The sequence below is a fragment of the Streptomyces sp. NPDC096136 genome, from assembly GCF_044763325.1.
Lineage (GTDB): Bacteria > Actinomycetota > Actinomycetes > Streptomycetales > Streptomycetaceae > Streptomyces.
In genome coordinates this window covers 85,467-103,885 of record NZ_JBIWFZ010000005.1, presented here as the reverse complement: position 1 = coordinate 103,885, position 18,419 = coordinate 85,467, and the positions used below count along the sequence as shown (strand labels likewise).

21 protein-coding genes are annotated in these 18,419 nt (G+C 73.9%); 11 read left to right on the top strand and 10 right to left on the bottom strand.

Translation table 11 applies throughout. The annotated features are described in order from the left end of the window. Positions 1–69: 69 nt before the first annotated feature. From ACIRBY_RS12340 to ACIRBY_RS12325, 4 genes are read right to left on the bottom strand one after another with little or no spacing between them, the layout of a single operon-like run. Positions 70–741 (bottom strand): response regulator, encoded by a 672-nt coding sequence (locus ACIRBY_RS12340; protein ID WP_403899848.1) that lies wholly within the window; start codon positions 739–741, stop codon positions 70–72. Continuing rightward, the gene (locus ACIRBY_RS12335) at positions 738–2,060 is read right to left on the bottom strand and encodes a sensor histidine kinase (RefSeq protein WP_403899846.1); all 1,323 of its coding nucleotides are present in this window, start codon (positions 2,058–2,060) and stop codon (positions 738–740) included. Before ACIRBY_RS12335 ends, ACIRBY_RS12340 begins: the two co-directional genes overlap by 4 nt. A 10-nt stretch (positions 2,061–2,070) precedes the next feature. Further along, positions 2,071–3,276 carry an acyltransferase gene (locus ACIRBY_RS12330; protein WP_403899844.1) on the bottom strand — a complete coding sequence of 402 codons (1,206 nt, stop codon included), beginning with the start codon at positions 3,274–3,276 and terminating at the stop codon, positions 2,071–2,073. Beyond that, positions 3,269–4,261 carry an alpha/beta hydrolase gene (locus tag ACIRBY_RS12325; RefSeq protein WP_403899842.1) on the bottom strand — a complete coding sequence of 331 codons (993 nt, stop codon included), beginning with the start codon at positions 4,259–4,261 and terminating at the stop codon, positions 3,269–3,271. The genes ACIRBY_RS12330 and ACIRBY_RS12325 overlap by 8 nt, the downstream gene beginning before the upstream one ends. Positions 4,262–4,456: 195 nt before the next feature. On the opposite strand from ACIRBY_RS12325, the gene ACIRBY_RS12320 reads away from it, so the two are divergent. Further along, complete coding sequence (locus ACIRBY_RS12320) at positions 4,457–4,936, top strand: HIT family protein (RefSeq protein WP_403899840.1); 480 nt, start codon at positions 4,457–4,459, stop codon at positions 4,934–4,936. Between the two features lie 52 nt (positions 4,937–4,988). Here ACIRBY_RS12320 and ACIRBY_RS12315 read toward each other — a convergent pair whose 3' ends face one another. The 4 genes from ACIRBY_RS12315 to ACIRBY_RS12300 all read right to left on the bottom strand — a co-directional run bounded on the left by ACIRBY_RS12315 (position 4,989) and on the right by ACIRBY_RS12300 (position 7,255). Beyond that, the gene (locus ACIRBY_RS12315; protein WP_403899838.1) at positions 4,989–5,630 is read right to left on the bottom strand and encodes a LysE family translocator; all 642 of its coding nucleotides are present in this window, start codon (positions 5,628–5,630) and stop codon (positions 4,989–4,991) included. A 5-nt stretch (positions 5,631–5,635) separates the two neighbouring features. Then, the gene (locus ACIRBY_RS12310) at positions 5,636–6,031 is read right to left on the bottom strand and encodes a nuclear transport factor 2 family protein (protein WP_403899836.1); all 396 of its coding nucleotides are present in this window, start codon (positions 6,029–6,031) and stop codon (positions 5,636–5,638) included. 98 nt (positions 6,032–6,129) lie between these two features. Then, positions 6,130–6,621, bottom strand: a complete 492-nt coding sequence (locus ACIRBY_RS12305; protein WP_403899834.1) for a MarR family winged helix-turn-helix transcriptional regulator — start codon at positions 6,619–6,621, stop codon at positions 6,130–6,132. Beyond that, positions 6,614–7,255 (bottom strand): DJ-1/PfpI family protein, encoded by a 642-nt coding sequence (locus ACIRBY_RS12300; protein ID WP_403899832.1) that lies wholly within the window; start codon positions 7,253–7,255, stop codon positions 6,614–6,616. The genes ACIRBY_RS12305 and ACIRBY_RS12300 overlap by 8 nt, the downstream gene beginning before the upstream one ends. 215 nt (positions 7,256–7,470) lie before the next feature. Here ACIRBY_RS12300 and ACIRBY_RS12295 point away from each other — a divergent pair, with 215 nt between their 5' ends. The 3 genes from ACIRBY_RS12295 (at position 7,471) to ACIRBY_RS12285 (ending at position 10,358) form a co-directional block, all read left to right on the top strand. Further along, entirely contained in the window at positions 7,471–8,823 is a 1,353-nt protein-coding gene (locus ACIRBY_RS12295; protein WP_403899830.1) for an aspartate aminotransferase family protein, read from the top strand. A 108-nt stretch (positions 8,824–8,931) separates the two neighbouring features. After that, positions 8,932–9,597: a GntR family transcriptional regulator gene (locus tag ACIRBY_RS12290; RefSeq protein WP_403899828.1), complete on the top strand. Its 666-nt coding sequence runs from the start codon at positions 8,932–8,934 to the stop codon at positions 9,595–9,597. Between the two features lie 110 nt (positions 9,598–9,707). Continuing rightward, positions 9,708–10,358, top strand: coding sequence for a hypothetical protein (locus ACIRBY_RS12285; RefSeq protein WP_366449808.1), 651 nt, complete (start codon positions 9,708–9,710; stop codon positions 10,356–10,358). A gap of 38 nt (positions 10,359–10,396) precedes the next feature. Here the strand turns inward: ACIRBY_RS12285 and ACIRBY_RS12280 are convergent, their stop codons facing one another. Then, entirely contained in the window at positions 10,397–11,122 is a 726-nt protein-coding gene (locus ACIRBY_RS12280) for an SLATT domain-containing protein (RefSeq protein WP_403899826.1), read from the bottom strand. Between the two features lie 277 nt (positions 11,123–11,399). On the opposite strand from ACIRBY_RS12280, the gene ACIRBY_RS12275 reads away from it, so the two are divergent. The 7 genes from ACIRBY_RS12275 to ACIRBY_RS12245 all read left to right on the top strand — a co-directional run bounded on the left by ACIRBY_RS12275 (position 11,400) and on the right by ACIRBY_RS12245 (position 17,601). Beyond that, positions 11,400–11,744, top strand: a complete 345-nt coding sequence (locus ACIRBY_RS12275) for a YbaB/EbfC family nucleoid-associated protein (protein ID WP_042816379.1) — start codon at positions 11,400–11,402, stop codon at positions 11,742–11,744. A 68-nt stretch (positions 11,745–11,812) separates the two neighbouring features. Next, the gene (gene recR, locus ACIRBY_RS12270) at positions 11,813–12,412 is read left to right on the top strand and encodes a recombination mediator RecR (RefSeq protein ID WP_351887389.1); all 600 of its coding nucleotides are present in this window, start codon (positions 11,813–11,815) and stop codon (positions 12,410–12,412) included. Beyond that, the gene (locus ACIRBY_RS12265) at positions 12,405–13,052 is read left to right on the top strand and encodes a DUF5063 domain-containing protein (protein WP_403899823.1); all 648 of its coding nucleotides are present in this window, start codon (positions 12,405–12,407) and stop codon (positions 13,050–13,052) included. The genes recR and ACIRBY_RS12265 overlap by 8 nt, the downstream gene beginning before the upstream one ends. A gap of 89 nt (positions 13,053–13,141) precedes the next feature. After that, on the top strand, positions 13,142–14,422 hold the full coding sequence (locus ACIRBY_RS12260; protein WP_007264986.1) for an aspartate kinase: 1,281 nt from the start codon (positions 13,142–13,144) through the stop codon (positions 14,420–14,422). Continuing rightward, positions 14,419–15,495, top strand: a complete 1,077-nt coding sequence (locus tag ACIRBY_RS12255) for an aspartate-semialdehyde dehydrogenase (protein WP_403899821.1) — start codon at positions 14,419–14,421, stop codon at positions 15,493–15,495. Before ACIRBY_RS12260 ends, ACIRBY_RS12255 begins: the two co-directional genes overlap by 4 nt. A 184-nt stretch (positions 15,496–15,679) precedes the next feature. Further along, the gene (locus ACIRBY_RS12250) at positions 15,680–16,438 is read left to right on the top strand and encodes a SigE family RNA polymerase sigma factor (RefSeq protein WP_403900541.1); all 759 of its coding nucleotides are present in this window, start codon (positions 15,680–15,682) and stop codon (positions 16,436–16,438) included. Further along, positions 16,435–17,601: a hypothetical protein gene (locus ACIRBY_RS12245; protein ID WP_403899819.1), complete on the top strand. Its 1,167-nt coding sequence runs from the start codon at positions 16,435–16,437 to the stop codon at positions 17,599–17,601. Before ACIRBY_RS12250 ends, ACIRBY_RS12245 begins: the two co-directional genes overlap by 4 nt. On the opposite strand, the gene ACIRBY_RS12240 is transcribed toward ACIRBY_RS12245, so the two are convergent. Further along, entirely contained in the window at positions 17,579–18,403 is an 825-nt protein-coding gene (locus ACIRBY_RS12240; protein ID WP_403899817.1) for an SURF1 family protein, read from the bottom strand. The genes ACIRBY_RS12245 and ACIRBY_RS12240 overlap by 23 nt on opposite strands. Between the last annotated feature and the right edge of the window lie 16 nt (positions 18,404–18,419).

Below are 18,419 nucleotides of genomic sequence, written 5' to 3'. Positions count from 1 at the left end.
GGCCGGGCTCGTCCGCGTCGCCGCCGAAGGGGATTTCCCCGGGTCCCCCTCAAGTACTACGCGGGCCCGTCAGTAGCCCGTCGGACGGACCAGACCCGTCTCGTACGCGAACACCGCCGCCTGCGTGCGGTCCCTCAGACCCAGCTTCACCAGGATCCGGCCCACATGCGTCTTCACCGTCTGCTCGGCGAGCACCAGGTGCCCCGCGATCTCCGCGTTGGACAGCCCCTGGGCGATCAGCGACAGCACCTCCGTCTCCCGCTCCGTCAGGTCCTGGATCCGCGCCCTGGACGGCGCCCGCGGGGCGCCCAGCCGCGAGAACTCGGTGATCAGGCGCCTCGTGATGTTCGGCGACAGCAGCGCCTCGCCGGCCGCCACCACCCGTACCGCCTCGGCCAGCTGCTCGGCCGACGCGTCCTTGAGGAGGAACCCGGAGGCACCCGCGCGCAGCGCCTCGTACACGTACTCGTCCAGGTCGAAGGTGGTCAGCACGAGCACCTTCACGGCGCAGTCCGGCGTGCCCGTGATGACCGAGGTGGCCTCGATGCCGCCCATCCCGGGCATGCGGATGTCCATCAGGACGACGTCCGGCCCGAGTTCGGCGGCCTTCGCCACGGCGTCCGCGCCGTCGACGGCCTGGCCCACCACCTCGATGTCGGGCTGGGCGTTCAGGAGCACGGTGAAGCCCTGCCGGACCATCATCTGGTCGTCGGCGACCATCACCCTGATCGGAGTGCTCATACGTCCTTCTTCGTCTCGTGGGAGGACCCGCCGGGCGGGTCCGTGGGAAGGACGGCGCTCACCTCGTACCCGCCGTCGGGGCGCGGCCCGGCGGCCAGTTCGCCCCCCAGCATGCCCGCCCGCTCGCGCATCCCGAGCAGCCCGTGCCCGGCTCCCGGCGAGGGCGGAGCCTGCCGCGTCGGAGCCGAGTTCGCGACGCACAGGTGCAGTTCGCGCGGCCCGTACGCGATCCCGACCTCCACCCGGGAACCCGGGGCGTGCCGCAGGCAGTTGCTCAGCGCCTCCTGCACGATCCGGTACGCCGTCAGCTCGACGCCCGGGGTCAGCGCCCGCCGTATGCCGGCCACCTCGGTGGTGACCTCCAACCCGGCACCGCGCACGTTGTCCACGAGCCCGTCCAGCTCGGCGAGGGTGGGCTGCGGGTGGTGCGCGCCGGCCGGGTCGTCGGGCTGTTCGGACCGCAGCACGCCCAGCACCCGGCGCAGCTCCGTCAGGGCCTCCAGGGCGTTCTCCCGGATGCCCGCCAGGTTCTCCTTCAGCTCCTCGGACGGGTTCTCCACCAGGTACGGGGCGACCTGTGCCTGGATGGAGATCACCGACATGTGGTGGGCGACCACGTCGTGCAGTTCGCGGGCGATGCGGCTGCGCTCCTCCAGGAGGGTCCGCCGGGCCCGCTCCTCCTCGGTCAGGGTCTCCTGGGCGACCAGCTGGCTGCGGGCCAGCCGGGTGGCCCGCAGGGCGTACCCGAGGAGCCCGGCGAAACCGAGGACGAGGAGCGCGCCGATCACGCTGCTCTGGCTGTGCCCGGGCTTGAAGAACATCTCGGCCGCGCCGGTGCACGCGACGGAGACGCCGATGACCGCGGCCGTGACCTTCGGCGGCACCCGCAGGGCCACGAGCAGGACCAGCGGCGCGAAGGCGAAGGGCCCGATCGGGGTCCAGGGCCAGGTCTGGCCCGGACCCACCCCGTCGTGGATCGTCCAGGCGATGAATCCGGACGTCACCAGCCCCAGCCACCAGGCGGCGACCGGCCGGAACATCGCAGCCCCGATGGAGAAGCCGGTGAACAGGGACAGGACGACCATGCTCGGATCGTGCACGTCGTACAGGTCCTGGAGCTGAGCTGACGTCATGAAGCCGAAGAAGACCGCCAGGTACCCGACCAGGGTGTGCGGCAGCCGGGCCAGCCAGCGCGGCCGTTTCATCGGGGGCAGCGGGTCCCGCCCGAGGGTGAACAACTGCCGGCCCACCCCACGCGGGGTGCTTGCGTCCGGGACGGGGGACGGGACCGGGGCCGGGGGACCGCTCTTCTCCTTCACGACGCCCAGCCTAGGCACGCGTGATCACCCGGCCGGGTGCCGGGCGGCGCCCGCCGGGGAGGGGGGCTTCCACCGCGGCGGTGGGGCGGGCGGCCCGGGGCCGGGGCCGCTCGTGGATCCGGAACGCGGTCCAGCAGACGGCCAGGGCGGCCGCGAACACCGGCAGCCACAGCAGCCGGGCGGCGATCCAGCCCGCCGAGGCGGGCACCGTGTGCAGCCCGGGCAGGTCCGTGGAGACCAGCAGCCCGAGGGCGGTGACGGCCATCATCGAGGTCTGGTGCCAGAGGAACACGGTCATCGCCGACAGGTTCAGCAGGGCCACCTTCGCCCAGGTCCGCGGCCGGCGCATCGCCCGGGCCAGCGGCTCGCGCACCAGCAGGGCCAGCCCGCACTGGGCCAGACCGAAGGAGGCGGCGGCCAGCGTCGGCGGGTTGAGGTTCGATATCGCCGCCCCGGGCACCCCCACCATGGACGCCGGGTACCCGCCCCAGAGGACCAGAGCGACGGTGGCGGCCCCGGCACCGCCCAGCAGGAGCAGGGCCGGACGCCGCCGGGCGAACGCGCCCCGGGCCCAGGCGGCCCCCAGGGTGTAGGGGACGAGCCAGCCGGCGGCGACATTGACCCAGCCGACCCACAGCGGCCCGCCGAAGCCGAACCGCCACGCGTCGACCCCCGCCACCACGGCCAGGGGCCACACCGGGCTGAGCCGGGCCACCAGCGGAGTCGCGGCGGTCAGCGCCGCGAACACCAGCAGGAACCACAGCGGCGACCACACGAGCGTGAGCAGGGTCCGCACGGTGTCCCACTCGGCCCCGCCCAGCAGCAGCCCGCCCGCCACCACCGCCCACAGGGCGATCACCGCCGCCACGGGACGGAACAGCCGCCCCAGGCGCTGCCCGACCCAGGCCCGGTACGCGACCCCGCGCGCCCGCGCCGACGCGTACCCCTGGGCGGCGACATGGCCGCCGACCAGGAAGAACACGGCCAGGGTCTGGAACACCCAGGACACCGGGGCCAGCCAGGGCATCTGCGCCAGCGGGCTCGTGCCGCGCAGGGTGCCGCCGTCGGTCGTCAGGGCCGTGACCAGCCAGTGCCCGAACACCACACCGAGGATCGCGAGGGCCCGCAGGGCGTCCACGGACCTGTCCCGCCCGGCCGGGGTCGCACGGTCGACGCGCTCCGCGAGCGCGGCCCAGCGGTCGCGTACGTCACGCACGAGGGGCCTCCGAACCGAGGACGATGCGGGCCAGGGCGTCGAGGGAGGCGGTGCCGGGCTTGAGGTAGTCGCTGTGCCCGGCGGTGCCCGCGGCGAAGATCCGGGCGCCGAAGGCGGGGTCCACGGGATCGGTGCCGAACCCGATCCCGCCGAGCCGGACATGGGGAACGTCCCCGATCCAGTCGCCGCTGCCCCGGCCGGCCCAGACCCGGGCGCGGGTCGGCAGTTCGGCGGCGGAGGACGCCCCCGTGCCCGGGCTGCCGAACAGGGCCATGTCCGCCACGTCGGAGCCGGTCGCCGTACGGGCGCAGACCACCGAGCCGTAGGAGTGGCACAGCAGCGACACCCGGGCGCCGGCCGCGGCGAGCCCCCGCAACCGGGAGAGGAACGGCCCCAGCTCGGCGGCGGCCCGGTCGGCGCGGTCGGCGGTCAGCACCGTGGTGCTGACCGTGCCCGGGGTGTCGTACCCGAGCCAGGCGACCACCGCGGAGCGCGGGTGCTCCCGCGCCAGCCGCCGTTGGAGGCTGAGCGCGCCGTCCCGGAACCGCCGGTAGGTGTCCAGGGTCGTGTCGGAGCCGGGCACCAGCACCGCTATGCGGTCGGCGGTGCCCAGATCGCCGAACACCTCCACGGCCCGGCCCCGGCCCCGCCCGTCGAAGTCGAGGAACCGGGCCCCTTCCGCTCCCGCCGCCGCCATCTCCCGCAGCTTCGCCGCCCGCCCGCCGCGGCCCGCCTCCTCGGCCATCCGGGCCGCCGCGGCGAGGTTGGCGAGGTTGGCGGCGTAGTGCTCCTGCGGGGAGGCGGACGCGGCGAGCACCGCCGGCGCGGGCGCCGGCACCCGGGGGGACGCCGCGGCGGACACGGGGACGACCACGGCCGCCGCGACCAGCGCGGCCAGCAGCGTGCGCCCGATCCGGCCGCCGCGTCCACGACGCGCGCCCCCGCGGACGCCGTTCCCGCTCCCCCTGCCGAGACTGCTGGTCATGGCGGTGCCCCCCGTGCTTCGCTCCCGATCGGGCACTCGCCCGCTCCGGTATCGAAGTTAGGAACCGGCACCCCTCGTCGGCGTCCCGCTGCGGAGCGGGCTTCGGGGATGGCTCTCAGGTATGACACGCCCTACCTGAGAGCCAGTTGCCCCCAGGCGGGCAGGCCGGGACGGCCGCTCGGCTAGGGTCCGGGAATGAGCACCGACGACTGGCGGCACGACCGCATCGGCAGCGCGCACCGGGGGCAGAACCCCACCGTCCTGCGCCGCCTCGACGCCGGATTCGCCGCGATCGGGGACCGCCAGTTCCTCCCCGGCTACTCCGTCCTGCTGGCCGACGACCCGGCGGTGACGCGCCTGTCCGACCTCCCGCCGGCCCGCCGGACCGCGTACCTCACCGACCTGGAGCGGTTCGCCGAGGCCGTCGAACGCGCCTGCGCGCGCCTCGACCCCGCCTTCCGCCGCGTGAACATCGAGATCCTCGGCAACACCGACCCGTACCTGCACGCGCACATCTGGCCCCGCTACGACTGGGAGCCCGCCGATCTCGTCCGGATGCCGGTCTGGCGCTACACGGACGAGGAGTACTGGCGCGGCGAGCGCCACGCCCTGGCGCCCCGCCACGACGCGATGCGGGCCGCCATCACGGAGGAACTGGACCGCCTCGTCGCCTGACGGCGGGCCGAGGCGCGTGAAGCCCCCGACCACGACCGCGCCCCCGCCGCCGCTACGGCGCCGAAGCCGCCACCCGCACCCCGAAGCCGATCAGGACCACGCCCGTCACCCGGTCCATCGTCCGGCGGACCCGAGGCCGGGCGAAGAAGCGCCGGGCGCGCGAGAGCACGTAGACGTACGTGCCCAGCCAGGCCAGGGTCAGCAGCACGTGGACCAGCACCAGCAGCGCCATCCCCGCGGCCGGGCCCAGGCCCGGCGGCGCCAGGGTGGGGAGCAGCCCCGTGTAGAACACGGCGATCTTCGGGTTGAGGGCGTTGCCGACCAGCCCGGTCCGCCACGCGCCGCCCCGGTCGCGCCGGCCGCCGTCCCCGGCACCACCGCCGTCCCCGTTCCCCTCCGCCCGCGCGTCCGCCCCCGGCCGGCGCAGCGACTGGACGCCGAGGAAGCACAGGTACGCCGCCCCCGCCAGCTTGACCACCAGGTACACCTCCGCCGACGCGGCGAGCAGCGCCGCGAGCCCGGCCACGGTGAGGGCGCCCCAGAGCAGCAGCCCGGCGGCGACCCCGCCGACGGTGCGCAGCCCGTCGGCCCGCCCCCGGGTGACCGCCCGCCGGGTCACGACGGCCATGTCGGGCCCGGGTACGAGGGTCAGCAGGGCCAGGACGCCGGTCGCCGCCGCGAGTTGCGTGAGCACGCGGCTCAGTCTGCCACCCGCTCCACTGCCAGGGGCTCGACGTAGCCCGCCCTCCAGCGGGGCGCGGGGTCCTGTCCAGGGCTGGTCCAGTACTCCCGGGCGGCGACGACCTCCCCGTCGCGCACCGTCCAGAGGGAGACGGCCCGGTACAGGACGTGGTCCTCCGGTATCTCCACCTCGGTGACGACGAGGTCCCCGTCCGCGAGGATGTGCAGGACCTCCACCGCGCCGACGGACCGCTCGCCGGCGTCGGGTCCCTCGTCGCTGAGCACGGCGACGAAGTTCGCCCGGCCCACGATGCGCTCCCCGCTGACCGGCCATTCGACGACCGCGTCCTCGGCGACGAGGGCGGCCACACCGTTCCAGTCGCGTGCCCCGATCCGCTCCCACAGTCGTGCCACTACCCTCGACGGCTCCATGTGCCGCAGTGTGCGGTGGGGTGCTCGTGCCCAACAAGCTCTGTCCGCAGGCTTATCGACTTCGACACATTCGATGCGCCTCAGCCGTCGCCGGGGCCGGACGCGGAGAGCGCCGCCAGCGCCCGCGACAGGCGTTCCAGCGTGGCGGCGGCCTCCGCGAAGGCCGTCTCGCCCAACAGGGCCGCCAGCCGGGCCGCCAGCTCCGCGTGGCCGGGGTCGATGCGGGCGATCGCGGCCCGGCCCTCCTGCGTCGGGCGGAGCAGTTTCGCGCGGCGGTGCGCCGGGTTCGGGACGTACTCGGCGAGCCCCTCGGCGGCCAGCAGGTCCGCCACGCGCTGCACGCTCTGCCGGGTGATCCCCATCCGCCGGGCGATCCCCGCGACGGGCAGCGGCTCCGTCAGCACCGCGCCCAGCACCTGCCACCACGCGGCCGTCAGCCCCGCCGGGCGGGCCAGCTCCTCGGAGACGGCCAGGAACTGCCCGTTCAGCTGGAAGACGCCGAGAGCGGTCCGGCTGAGCAGGTCCTGCCGCTCCCGCCCGGACAGGGGCTCCGCCGGCAGCGGGTCAGGCATCGCCGGCCTCCGCCGCCGCCATCAGGACCGGGAAGGCGCTCGCGTCGGAGTCGTGGAACAGCCGGTACCACGCGTCCAGCACCTCCGGCTCGTACACGCCCAGCCGGGCGAAGACCTCCCGGGCGAAGGCCACCGGCTCGGTCGGGCCCGCGGTGATCAGGTCCCCCGCGGTGACCGCGTCGGCCTCCACGTACCGGTCGGCTCCTCCGTACCCCGGTTGCGCGCCGAGGTAGGCGGCGGCCGCGCTGGTGTGCGGGCGGTCGTCCAGCAGGCCTTCGCGGGCGAGGCCCGCCGTGGCCCCGCAGATGGCCGCGACGGGCACTCCGGCCGCGAGGAACGCGCGGGCCTTGGCGGCGAAGGGGGCGAGCTCGTCACCGGTGTCCCACAGCCGCGCACCCGTCAGGATCAGCAGCGAGGAGTCCTCGGGGCGCAGGTCGGCGAGGGACAGGTCGGGCTGGATGCGGACGCCGCCCATGGTGGTGACCGGTACCCCGGCCGCCGGGCCCACCGTGCGGATCCGGTGGCCGCGCTGGGTGAGGTGCGCGGTGGTGTGGCCGGTCTCCCAGTCCGCGTACGTGTCGTAGACCGCGAGGTGGACGGGCTTGGCGGCAGGGGTGCCGGGAGTACCGCTCATGGGACGCCTCCAGGGTGGGAGAGGGCGGAAGAGGGCGGAAAGCGGCGGAAGAGCCGAAAACCGGTGCGAGCGGGGTGGAGGGGACGGCACCACGCTCCCACGTTGACAGCATGCTGTCAATGGAGTCTCGGGCAGACAGACTGCCGAGGGCGGCCCCCCACCCCCATACAGTCCGCCGATATCCCTTCCCACCTGCGCACTTCTAGCGTGGCGCCATGACCCCTCATGTCACCGGCGCGTCCGTCAAGGCCGCCGACCGCGCTCACGTCTTCCACTCGTGGTCCGCCCAGGCCCTGATCGACCCGCTGGCCGTCGCCGGGGCCGAGGGCTCGTACTTCTGGGACTACGACGGGAACCGCTTCCTCGACTTCTCCTCCCAGCTGGTCAACACCAACATCGGCCACCAGCACCCCAAGGTGGTCGCCGCCATCCAGGAGCAGGCCGGCCGGCTCTGCACCCTGGCGCCCGGGTTCGCCGTGGACGTCCGCTCCGAGGCCGCACGCCTCATCGCCGAGCGCACCCCCGGGGACCTCGACAAGATCTTCTTCACCAACGGCGGCGCCGAGGCCGTGGAGAACGCCGTCCGCATGGCCCGGCTGCACACCGGCCGCCACAAGGTGCTGTCCGCCTACCGCTCGTACCACGGCGCCACCGCCGCCGCGATCAACCTGACCGGCGACCCGCGCCGCTGGCCCTCGGACACCGCCTCCGCCGGCGTCGTGCACTTCTGGGGCCCGTTCCTCTACCGCTCGCCCTTCCACGCCACCACCGAGGCCGAGGAGTGCGAGCGCGCCCTCGCGCACCTCGCCGACACCCTCGCCTTCGAGGGCCCGCAGTCGGTCGCGGCGGTCATCCTGGAGTCGGTGCCCGGCACGGCCGGCATCATGACCCCGCCGCCCGGCTACCTGGCCGGCGTGCGCGAGCTCTGCGACCGCTACGGCATCGTCTTCATCCTCGACGAGGTCATGTCCGGCTTCGGCCGCACCGGCACGTGGTTCGCCGCCGAGCACTGGGACGTCACCCCCGACCTGATCACCTTCGCCAAGGGTGTGAACAGCGGCTACGTGCCCCTCGGCGGCGTCGCCATCTCCGGCGCCATCGCCGAGACCTTCGCCACCCGCCCCTACCCGGGCGGACTGACCTACTCCGGCCACCCCCTGGCCTGCGCCGCCGCCGTCGCGACGATCAACACGATGGCCGAGGAGGGCATCGTCGAGCACGCCGCCCGCATCGGCGCCGAGGTGATCGGCCCCGGGCTCGCCGAGATCGCCGAGCGGCACCCGTCGGTCGGGGAGGTCCGCGGCCTCGGCACCTTCTGGGCGGTGGAGCTCGTACGCGACAAGGAGACGCGCGAGCCGCTCGTCCCGTACAACGCCTCCGGAGCCGACAACGCGCCCATGGCGGAGTTCGCGGCTGCCTGCAAGGCGTCCGGCCTGTGGCCGTTCGTCAACATGAACCGGACGCACGTCGTCCCGCCGTGCACCGTCACGGAAGCCGAGGCCAAGGAGGGCCTGGCCCTCCTCGACGAGGCCCTGACGGTCGCCGACCGGCACACCGCGGGAGCCTGATCATCCGCATAGCGGTCGGTATCTCCGGATGACGGCGGGGAACCGATCGGTTTCGGCCGCGCTGCCTGGCCTAAGGTGTCCGAAGTTCTACCGAGGAGACGGACCCCTATGCCAGGCAGCGGCGGTGTCACCCGCAGCACCCTGCGACAGCAGATCGCGGACGCGCTGCGCGACGAGGTGCTCGCGGGCCGTCTGCCCCCGGGCACCGAGTTCACGGTCAAGCAGATCGCCGAGCAGTACGAGGTCTCCGCGACCCCGGTGCGCGAGGCGCTGGTCGACCTCGCCGCGCAGGGCCTGCTGGAGTCGGTGCAGCACCGGGGGTTCCGGGTCCGGATCTACACGGTCGACGACTTCCGGGGCATGATCGAGGCCCGGATGCTGATACTCGACGGGATCTTCCGCCGGCTCGTCGAGTGCGGGACGGCGCCCGGTTCCGCCGAACGGCTCGTGTCGGTGCGCCGCCGCGCGGAGGAGGCGCGGCGGGCCGCCCGCAGCGGTTCGCTCGAAGTCCTGATCGGCTACGACCTGCGGTTCTGGCGGGAGCTCAGCGGCCTGGTCGGCAACACCTACATCACCGAGTTCCTGCACCGGATCCGCGTGCAGTGCTGGGTCTTCTCCGTGCCGCACCTCCAGGAGGCCCCCGAGCTGGGGAACGCGCTCTGGGACGGGCACGGGGAGCTGGTCGACGCGGTGACGCTGGCCGACGCGGAGGCGGTGCGCCGCATCGTGCGCGGGTACAACCAGCACGGGCTGGACTGGGCCGCGACCCTCTGAGGCGCCCGTCCGCCGCCGTGTCGCTGCGCCGGGTTCTGCGCACCCCTTCGCGGAGCGTGTCCGGCGCACTACGCTGACGGGATCGGCGGCAACGACTGATCGGAGCCCGCGTGGCCTGTGACCTGTGGCTGGTCCCCCTTGTCGACGTGCTGTGCCACAGCCCCGACAACCCCTTCGCGGAGGAGATCGCCGCGTACGACAAGGCGCTGGGCGAGGCGGGTCTGCCGTCGGTGCCCGTGTTCGCCTACATGCCGGGCCTGAGCGGGGACGTGGCCCCGGTGGCCGGCTTCGACTACGACGCCCTGCACTTCCTGCGGCGGGCGTACCTGCTCCAGATCTGCGGCCTGCCGGTGACCCCGGTGGACGAACTGGGCGGGGACTACGAGCAGCTGCTGGAGATGTTCGAGTCCACCGCGCAGCAGTCGCACCTGGTGTGGCACTACGACCACGCCGGGGCGTACGTCCCGGTGGACTTCCCGGCACCGCTGGCCAACGAGGAGCTGCTGGCCGGCGGCGGTCCGCTGGGGTCGGCGCAGGGGCTGCTGCGGGAGCTGGCCTTCGTCGCCCCGGCGATCGGGATAGACCCGGCCAATCCTCCCGCGGCGCCGGCGCCGCCGGGCGGCCCGACGGCGCTGGAGGAGCCCGCGGGACCGATCCCGTACGACGCGAGTCCCTTCGCGCGGGAGCGGCACGTCTGGCTGGGCCTGCACGCGGCGGCCACCCGGAGCCTGGGCCAAGGCTCGATGATCATCTTCAGCTGACCCGCCGGACCCGGGTCCCCGCCCCGCACCCGCGGCCCTCAGCGGGGCTGCTCCGGGGGACGCTGGCGGGGCATGTTCGGGCGGGTGCCCGGGGGGAGGGGGAAGCGGGCCGGGGGCACGCCCGGGTCCGGGCGGGCCGGGGCGGCGGCCAGGGACTGCATGGCCAGCGGCGTCGGCCCCGCCCGGAACTCCACCATCCAGTCGGCCGTCTCGGAGCGCACGAGTTCCGCCACGTCCTCGGAGAACCTGCGCAGCACCGTCAGACAGCGCTCGGCGGCCTCGCTCGCCGTGCCCTCCGTCGGCCCCAGCACCTCGCGCACGTTCTCCGAGGCCCAGTCGAACTGGAGCGTCTGGAGCCGGCGCTGCACCGCCTGCGCCGTGGCCACGTCCCGCATCCACCCCGAGGTCAGGCCGAAGAACCGGTCGCAGGCCAGGCAGGCCGCGGCCAGCAGCAGCGAGAGGTAGCCGTACGGGGCCGCACCCGGGGCCGACCCGGTCAGCTCCAGCAGCGGCATCGCGGCGCCCGTGACGGCGCCCAGGGCCGCGCCGGCCCGCAGGGTCCGCGCGCCCCGGCGCTTCCAGGCCCGGTCCGACAGGTACCACTCGGCGGTGCGCAGGGCGTCGGCCTCCACCCGCCGGTAGAGCTCGTCGAGCCGTTCGGCGGGCTCGCCCCAGTCGCCGAGGGGGAACGGCCGCCCGGTGAGGTCGCCGTCCTCTGCGGGATCCCGGGGTGGCCCCTCGGGCTGCATCTCCGGCTGACTCACCCGGGCACTCCCTCTGCCTGCACTGACGTGTCGTGGTGCGCGTGTGCGCAATGGTGCGCATGCTCTTCCTACCTTCGAATGACACGCGATGGACAACGAATCCCCGGTTTTCCGCCCGCAAGGAGGTCTCCATCAGGGACGCGCACGCCCCGTCTCTCACCCGAAAGAGTTGGTCCTCCCGGCGTAGGGCGCGCCGCCCGGGGAGCACGTAGGCTCGGATTGACCGAGCGTTCCCGACGGCCGCAGCCAGGCCGATGCGCAGATGGAGTGAGTACCCGTGATTCCCGGTGGTGGCCAGCCCAACATGCAGCAGCTGCTCCAGCAGGCCCAGAAGATGCAGCGCGACCTCGCCACGGCCCAGGAGGAACTGGCCCGGACCGAGGTCGAGGGCCAGGCCGGCGGCGGCCTGGTGAAGGCGACCGTCACCGGTTCCGGTGACCTGCGGGCCCTGGTCATCGACCCGAAGGCCGTCGACCCGGAGGACACCGAGACCCTCGCCGACCTGGTCGTCGCGGCGGTCCAGGCGGCCAACGAGAACGCCCAGGCGCTCCAGCAGCAGAAGCTGGGCCCGCTGGCCCAGGGCCTGGGCGGCGGCAGCGGCATCCCCGGCCTCCCCTTCTAGCCCGCCCCTTCCCGTCCCGCCCCCGTTCCCTGTAGAACACAGCACCAGAACCGAAAGAAGGCAGTCCGTTGTACGAAGGCGTGGTCCAGGACCTGATCGACGAGCTGGGCAGGCTGCCCGGCGTCGGGCCCAAGAGCGCGCAGCGGATCGCCTTCCACATCCTGCAGGCCGAGCCCACCGACGTCCGCCGCCTCGCGCACGCGTTGCTGGAGGTCAAGGAGAAGGTCCGGTTCTGCGCGGTCTGCGGGAACGTGGCGCAGGAGGAGCGGTGCGGCATCTGCCGCGACCCGCGCCGCGACACGACGGTGATCTGTGTGGTGGAGGAGCCGAAGGACGTCGTCGCGATCGAGCGGACCCGCGAGTTCCGGGGCAAGTACCACGTCCTGGGCGGGGCGATCAGCCCGATCGAGGGCGTCGGCCCCGACGACCTGCGCATCCGCGAGCTGCTGGCGCGGCTCGCGGACGGGACGGTGACCGAGCTGATCCTCGCGACCGACCCGAACCTGGAGGGCGAGGCGACCGCCACCTACCTCGCCCGCATGATCAAGCCCATGGGCCTGAAGGTCACCCGCCTGGCCAGCGGGCTCCCCGTCGGGGGAGACCTGGAGTACGCGGACGAGGTCACGCTCGGGCGGGCCTTTGAAGGAAGGCGACTTCTTGATGTCTGACGCAACGCTGCACGCCCTGGGACAGGATCCGGACGACTTCGCCGCCTCGATCGCGGACCAGATCGAGTCCTTCATCGTCGCGGTCACCGAGGTGGCCAAGGGCGAGGACCCGGACAGCGCCGTTCCCTTCCTCCTCCTGGAGGTGTCCCAGCTGCTGCTGGCGGGCGGCCGGCTGGGCGCGTACCAGGACGTCCTGCCCGACGAGCGCTACGAGCCCGACCTGGGCCCGGAGCCGGACGTGGACGTCCTGCGCGAGCGCTTCGCCGTGATGCTGGAGCCGGTCGACGTCTACTCCGAGGTCTTCGACCCGTACGAGCCGCGCAAGGCGCCGGTCGCGCACCGGATCTCCGACGACCTGGCCGACGTGGTCGCCGACCTGCGGCACGGGCTCATCCACCACCAGGCGGGCCGGGTCACCGAGGCGCTGTGGTGGTGGCAGTTCTCGTACTTCACCAACTGGGGGCCGACGGCCTCGGCGACGCTGCGCGCCCTCCAGTCGCTGATCTCGCACGTCCGCCTCAACCAGCCGCTCGCGGCCCTCGACGGGCTGGACACGGACGAGGACCTCACCGAGGAGGACCTCGTGGAGCAGGCGGGGCGGGTCATGGAGCAGGAACTCGGTAGGCTCGGCCGTAAATAATCCCATCTCATGATGTGGTACGGGGCGGTCGGATCGCGGCCGCTCGTTAGACTGCACCCGCAATGAGACGGACCGAGCGAGGAGCGCACGTGGGCCTTGTCGTGCAGAAGTACGGAGGCTCCTCCGTAGCCGATGCCGAGGGCATCAAGCGCGTCGCCAAGCGGATCGTGGACGCCAAGAAGAACGGCCACCAGGTGGTCGTCGTGGTTTCCGCGATGGGCGACACGACGGACGAGCTGATCGATCTCGCCGAGCAGGTATCGCCGATGCCTGCCGGGCGCGAATTCGACATGCTGCTGACCGCCGGAGAGCGGATCTCCATGGCCCTGCTGGCCATGGCGATCAAAAACCTGGGCCACGAGGCCCAGTCGTTCACCGGCAGCCAGGCAGGCGTGATCACCGACTCGGTCCACAACAAAGCGCGCATCATCGATGTGACGCCGGGCCGTATCCGTACCGCGCTGGACGAGGGCAACATCGCCATCGTCGCCGGCTTCCAGGGCGTGTCCGCGGACTCCAAGGACATCACCACCCTGGGCCGCGGCGGCTCGGACACCACCGCCGTGGCGCTGGCCGCGGCGCTGGACGCCGAGGTCTGCGAGATCTACACCGACGTCGACGGCGTCTTCACCGCGGACCCCCGCGTCGTGAAGAAGGCCCGGAAGATCGACTGGATCTCCTCCGAGGACATGCTGGAGCTCGCGGCCTCCGGCTCCAAGGTGCTGCTGCACCGCTGCGTCGAGTACGCACGCCGCTACAACATTCCGATCCACGTCCGTTCGTCCTTCTCCGGACTGCCGGGTACCTGGGTCAGCAACGAGAAGCCCGAGTCGCAAGGGGACGAGCAGGTGGAGCACGCCATCATCTCCGGAGTCGCCCACGACGTCTCCGAAGCCAAGATCACCGTCGTCGGCGTTCCGGACAAGCCGGGCGAGGCCGCGGCGATCTTCCGCGCCATCGCGGACGCCGAGATCAACATCGACATGATCGTCCAGAACGTGTCGGCGGCCTCCACGGGCCTGACGGACATCTCCTTCACCCTCCCCAAGACCGAGGGCCACAAGGCCATCGACGCCCTGGAGAAGGCGAAGGCGCAGATCGGCTTCGACTCCCTGCGCTACGACGACCAGATCGGCAAGATCTCCCTGGTCGGCGCGGGCATGAAGACCAACCCGGGCGTCACCGCCTCCTTCTTCCAGGCGCTGTCCGACGCGGGCGTCAACATCGAGCTGATCTCCACCTCGGAGATCCGCATCTCGGTGGTGACCCGCCAGGACGATGTGAACGCGGCCGTCATCGCGGTCCACACGGCCTTCGGCCTCGACTCCGACAGCGACGAGGCGGTCGTCTACGGAGGCACCGGACGATGAGTCCGCACCGGTCGGCCCCGGCCCCGGCGCTCGCCGTGGTCGGGGCGACCGGGGCGGTCGGATCGATCCTGCTCCAGATCCTGTCCCAGCGGGCGGACGTCTGGGGCGCCATACGCCTGATCGCCTCCCCGCGCTCGGCCGGCCGCGTGCTGGCCGTCCGCGGCGAGGAGACCGAGGTGCTCGCCCTCACCGAGGACGCCTTCGAGGGCCTCGGCACGGGCGACGTCGTCCTCTTCCTGACCCCGGCCGAGGTCTCGGCGCGCTGGGCGCCCGTGGTCACCGCGCGCGGTGCCGTGGTGGTGGACCAGTCCGCCGCCTTCCGGGAGGACCCCGAGGTGCCGCTGGTGGTGCCCGAGGTCAACGCCCGCGCCGTACGGAGCCGCCCGCGCGGCATCGTCGCGGGCCCGGACTGCGTGACCGCCGCGATGATCGCCGCCCTGGGCGCGCTGCACGCCGAGTACGGGCTGGCCGAGCTGGCCGTCTCCTCGTACCAGGCCGCGAGCCGGGCGGGCCGGGCCGGCTCCGAGGCGCTGCGGCGCCAGCTGTCGCTGGTCGCCGGGAGCGCGCTGGGGGAGCAGCCCGGGGACGTGCGCCGGGCCGTGGGCGAGGACACCGGGCCGTTCGCGGCTCCGCTCGCGCTGAACGTGGTCCCCTGGTCCGGTGAGCTGCGCGCGGACGGCTGGTCCTCGCACGAGCTGGCCGTACGGGCGGAGACCCGGCGGATCCTCGGCCTGGAGTCCCTGCCGGTCTCGGTGACCTGCGTCCAGGTCCCGGTGGTGACCGGGCATTCCCTCACCGTGCGGGCCCGCTTCGAGCGGGAGGTGGCGGCGGCGCACGCCCGGGAGATCCTGGAGGCGGCGCCCGGGGTGGTCCTCGTGGACGATCCCGCGGCGGGGGAGTGGCCGACGCCGGCGGACGCGGCCGGCACGGACCCGGCCTGGGTGGGCCGGCTGAGGGGCTCGCTCGACGACGCCCGGGCGCTGGAGTTCTTCGTCTGCGCGGACAATCTCCGCAAGGGCGCCGCGCTGAATGCCGCTCAGATCTCGGAACTGATCGCGGGTGAATTCGCGTAATCCGCTTTGTAGGATCGGCTTCGATCCCTTGATCAAGGTGATGGCCCGACTGCCGCCTGGATAAATGGGGCAATCGGGAAGAGCGGGTACGCATGAAGGCAATGGGGAAATTGCTGAATACTCTGCCTCGCGCGTACAACCCTGACGGGGGGACGCGTGTCCAACGGGCGTGGCAGAGGCACTCTTGGACTTCGCCGTCGTACCGGCGCGCTCGGGGATCCTTCCCCCGCGCCGGCGCGCCGGCGCTCACGGCGGCTTTCCTGTGATCGTGCCCGTCCCGCAGGCCGGCGCGCCCGCCGCCGCGCCGCCCGACGGGACGGTCCCGGACGGCCGCGTGCCCTCGCCCCGTGACGGCGCGGCGCCGGCCGGCGCCGCCGACGGGGCCGCGGCGGACACCGCCGCAGCGCCCGCAGCCGCAGGGGAGGCCGGCGCGCCGCAGGTCGTGGCCGGGACCACCGTCGACCACCTCACCGAGACCTACCAGGCCCACTACCGCTCGCTCCTCGGCCTGGCCGCCCTCCTCCTCGACGACACCGCCTCCTGCGAGGACGTGGTCCAGGAGGCCTTCATCCGCGTCCACTCCGCCCGCAGCCGGGTGCGCGACCGCGACAAGACCCTGGCCTATCTCCGCCAGACCGTCGTGAACCTCTCGCGCTCGGCGCTGCGCCGCCGCATCCTCGGCCTCAAGCTGCTGTCGAAGCCGATGCCGGACATGGCCAGCGCGGAGGAGGGGGCGTACGACCAGCTCGAGCGCGACGACCTGATCAGGGCCATGCGCGGACTCCAGCGCCGCCAGCGCGAGGTGCTGGTGCTGCGCTATTTCGCGGACATGACGGAAGCCCAGGTCGCCGAGACGCTCGGCATATCGCTCGGCTCGGTCAAGGCGTACGGATCGCGGGGCATTGCCGCGCTGAGGGTGGCGATGGAGGCTGCGCAGTCATGAGGGACGACCACAGGAACCCGTCGCACCCCGCCGGTCCGGCCGCGGCCGACGAGCAGGTGCTCCGCAGCCTCTTCGCCGGGGCCGTGCAGGGCCTCGAACCCTCCGAAGGGGCCCTGGAGCGGCTGCGCCACGCCGTGCCCGCACGCCGGGCCCGCAAACGGCAGGCCCTGCTCGGCGCGGCGGTGGCGGTGCTCCTGGCCGGCACCGCCGTCCCGGCGGCGCTGCACCTGGGCGACGAGGACGAGGGCGGCAGCGCCGCCGGGCACTCGGCGATGGCGGGCCACGGCGAGGCGCAGGGCCCGCACCCCGGCGACCCGTTCGACGGAGACTCCCGCGGCGCGGCCCGGCCGCATCCCGCCCAGTCCGCCGGAAAGGGCCAGGGCCCGACGGCCGGCGGCACGGGCGAACGGTCCTCCCCGCAGCCCGGCGGATCCCCGTCCGGCGGCGTGACGGCGGGCCCCTCCGGCAGCGGAGCCCCCGCGGCCGCCGCCGGCAACGGCCCGCAGCCCCCGGCCGGGGCGGCCGCCGCGGCCCCCGGGTGCACCGCCGACCAGCTCGGGGTGGCGGGCAGCGCGCGCGCCCCCGAGGCCGACGGCAAGGTCTACGGCGTTTTCAAGGTCACCAACGTCTCCGCCAAGGGCTGTACGGTCACCGGCCCCGACACCGTGACGGCCGCCTCGGTGGCCCACGGCCCGCCGCCCGCGCAGCCCCCCGGGGTGACGGTCACGGGCCACAAGGCGGGGGACCCGGCGAGCGGGCTGCCCGACCCCTCGGCGGAGGCCCCGGCGCTGCTGCTCCAGCCGAAGCAGGCGTACGAGGTCCTCTTCGCCTGGGTGCCCTCCCCGCAGTCCTGCCCGGCGGCCCCCGGCCCCTCGGCCACGCCGCGGCAGCAGGACGGTACGGCGCAGAGCCCGGCGGGCCGGTCCGACGGCGGTCCGGCGAACACTCCCGCCGGCGGGGCGGCGGACACCCCGGCGGGGGCCGGCGACACGGCCGGCGGAACGCAGCGGCCGAGCGGACCTGTGGACCCGGACCCGGCCGGAGTGGCGGTCTCCCACACCCCGGCCACCGCCGCGGGCGCCCCCGTCACCCAGACCACCATCCCGCAGGCCTGCGGGGGCACGGTCTACCGGACGGGACTCATTCCGCAGCCGGCGCCGTAGCGGGAGCCGCCTTCGCGGGGGCGGCGTCGGGCGCGCCCGCCGGGCTCCCGGCCGGCAGCAGGCCCGCCTCGGCGTCGCGCAGGGTCTCCACCTCGCGCCGGTAGAACCGGAACCACATGAAGAGCACGAAGGCGACGAAGACGAACCACTCACCGGTGTAGCCGAGGTTCTGGAAGGCCTTCAGGTCGAGCCCGGTGTTGCTCGGCGCCTCCGCCGGGACGGGGACCATTCCGTCCGACGCGGTCTGCACCGTCAGCCAGGCGTCGTAGAGCGGGTCCTGCACCAGGTTGACCAGCGTGGCCGCCCCGATCACCCCGAGCTGGCCCGGCGGCAGCCCGCCCTGCGCGTGCACGCCCTTGGTGCCGGAGTTCTCCGAGGCCTGGAGGGCCCCCGTCACCTCGACCCGGCCGGCCGGCGGGGCCGGGGCCTTCGCCGCGTCCGCCGTACCCGGCATCCAGCCCCGGACCACGGGGACGGTCTTGCCCGAGTCGGTCCGCAGCAGGGTCAGGACGTAGAAGCCCTGCCTGCCGTCGAGGTCCCGCTCGGGGACCAGCAGCTGCCGCCCGTACTCGCCGGCCGCGGAGGCCAGCCGTCCGGAGGTCCTGGTGTCCACCGGCAGCAGCGAGTCCAGCGGCGCGGCCGCCTCCGCGGCGGGGCGCCCGGAGGCCGCCTCCCGGTGGCTGCCGACGCGGTCCTCGAACCGGCCCAGCTGCCAGGTCCCCATGAACAGGCAGAAGGGGATGGCGAGGGCGACGAAGACGTTGATCCCCCACCAGCGCGGGGTCAGGAGAAACCGGTGCACCCCACCAACGGTACGG

Bases quoted from the DNA above. Each gene is read 5' to 3' on its own strand.
- ACIRBY_RS12340 (WP_403899848.1), bottom strand. From the start codon at position 741: ATGAGCACTCCGATCAGGGTGATGGTCGCCGACGACCAGATGATGGTC.
- ACIRBY_RS12325 (WP_403899842.1), bottom strand. From the start codon at position 4,261: ATGACCAGCAGTCTCGGCAGGGGGAGCGGGAACGGCGTCCGCGGGGGC.
- ACIRBY_RS12320 (WP_403899840.1), top strand. From the start codon at position 4,457: ATGAGCACCGACGACTGGCGGCACGACCGCATCGGCAGCGCGCACCGG.
- ACIRBY_RS12305 (WP_403899834.1), bottom strand. From the start codon at position 6,621: ATGCCTGACCCGCTGCCGGCGGAGCCCCTGTCCGGGCGGGAGCGGCAG.
- ACIRBY_RS12300 (WP_403899832.1), bottom strand. From the start codon at position 7,255: ATGAGCGGTACTCCCGGCACCCCTGCCGCCAAGCCCGTCCACCTCGCG.
- ACIRBY_RS12295 (WP_403899830.1), top strand. From the start codon at position 7,471: ATGACCCCTCATGTCACCGGCGCGTCCGTCAAGGCCGCCGACCGCGCT.
- ACIRBY_RS12290 (WP_403899828.1), top strand. From the start codon at position 8,932: ATGCCAGGCAGCGGCGGTGTCACCCGCAGCACCCTGCGACAGCAGATC.
- ACIRBY_RS12265 (WP_403899823.1), top strand. From the start codon at position 12,405: ATGTCTGACGCAACGCTGCACGCCCTGGGACAGGATCCGGACGACTTC.
- ACIRBY_RS12255 (WP_403899821.1), top strand. From the start codon at position 14,419: ATGAGTCCGCACCGGTCGGCCCCGGCCCCGGCGCTCGCCGTGGTCGGG.
- ACIRBY_RS12245 (WP_403899819.1), top strand. From the start codon at position 16,435: ATGAGGGACGACCACAGGAACCCGTCGCACCCCGCCGGTCCGGCCGCG.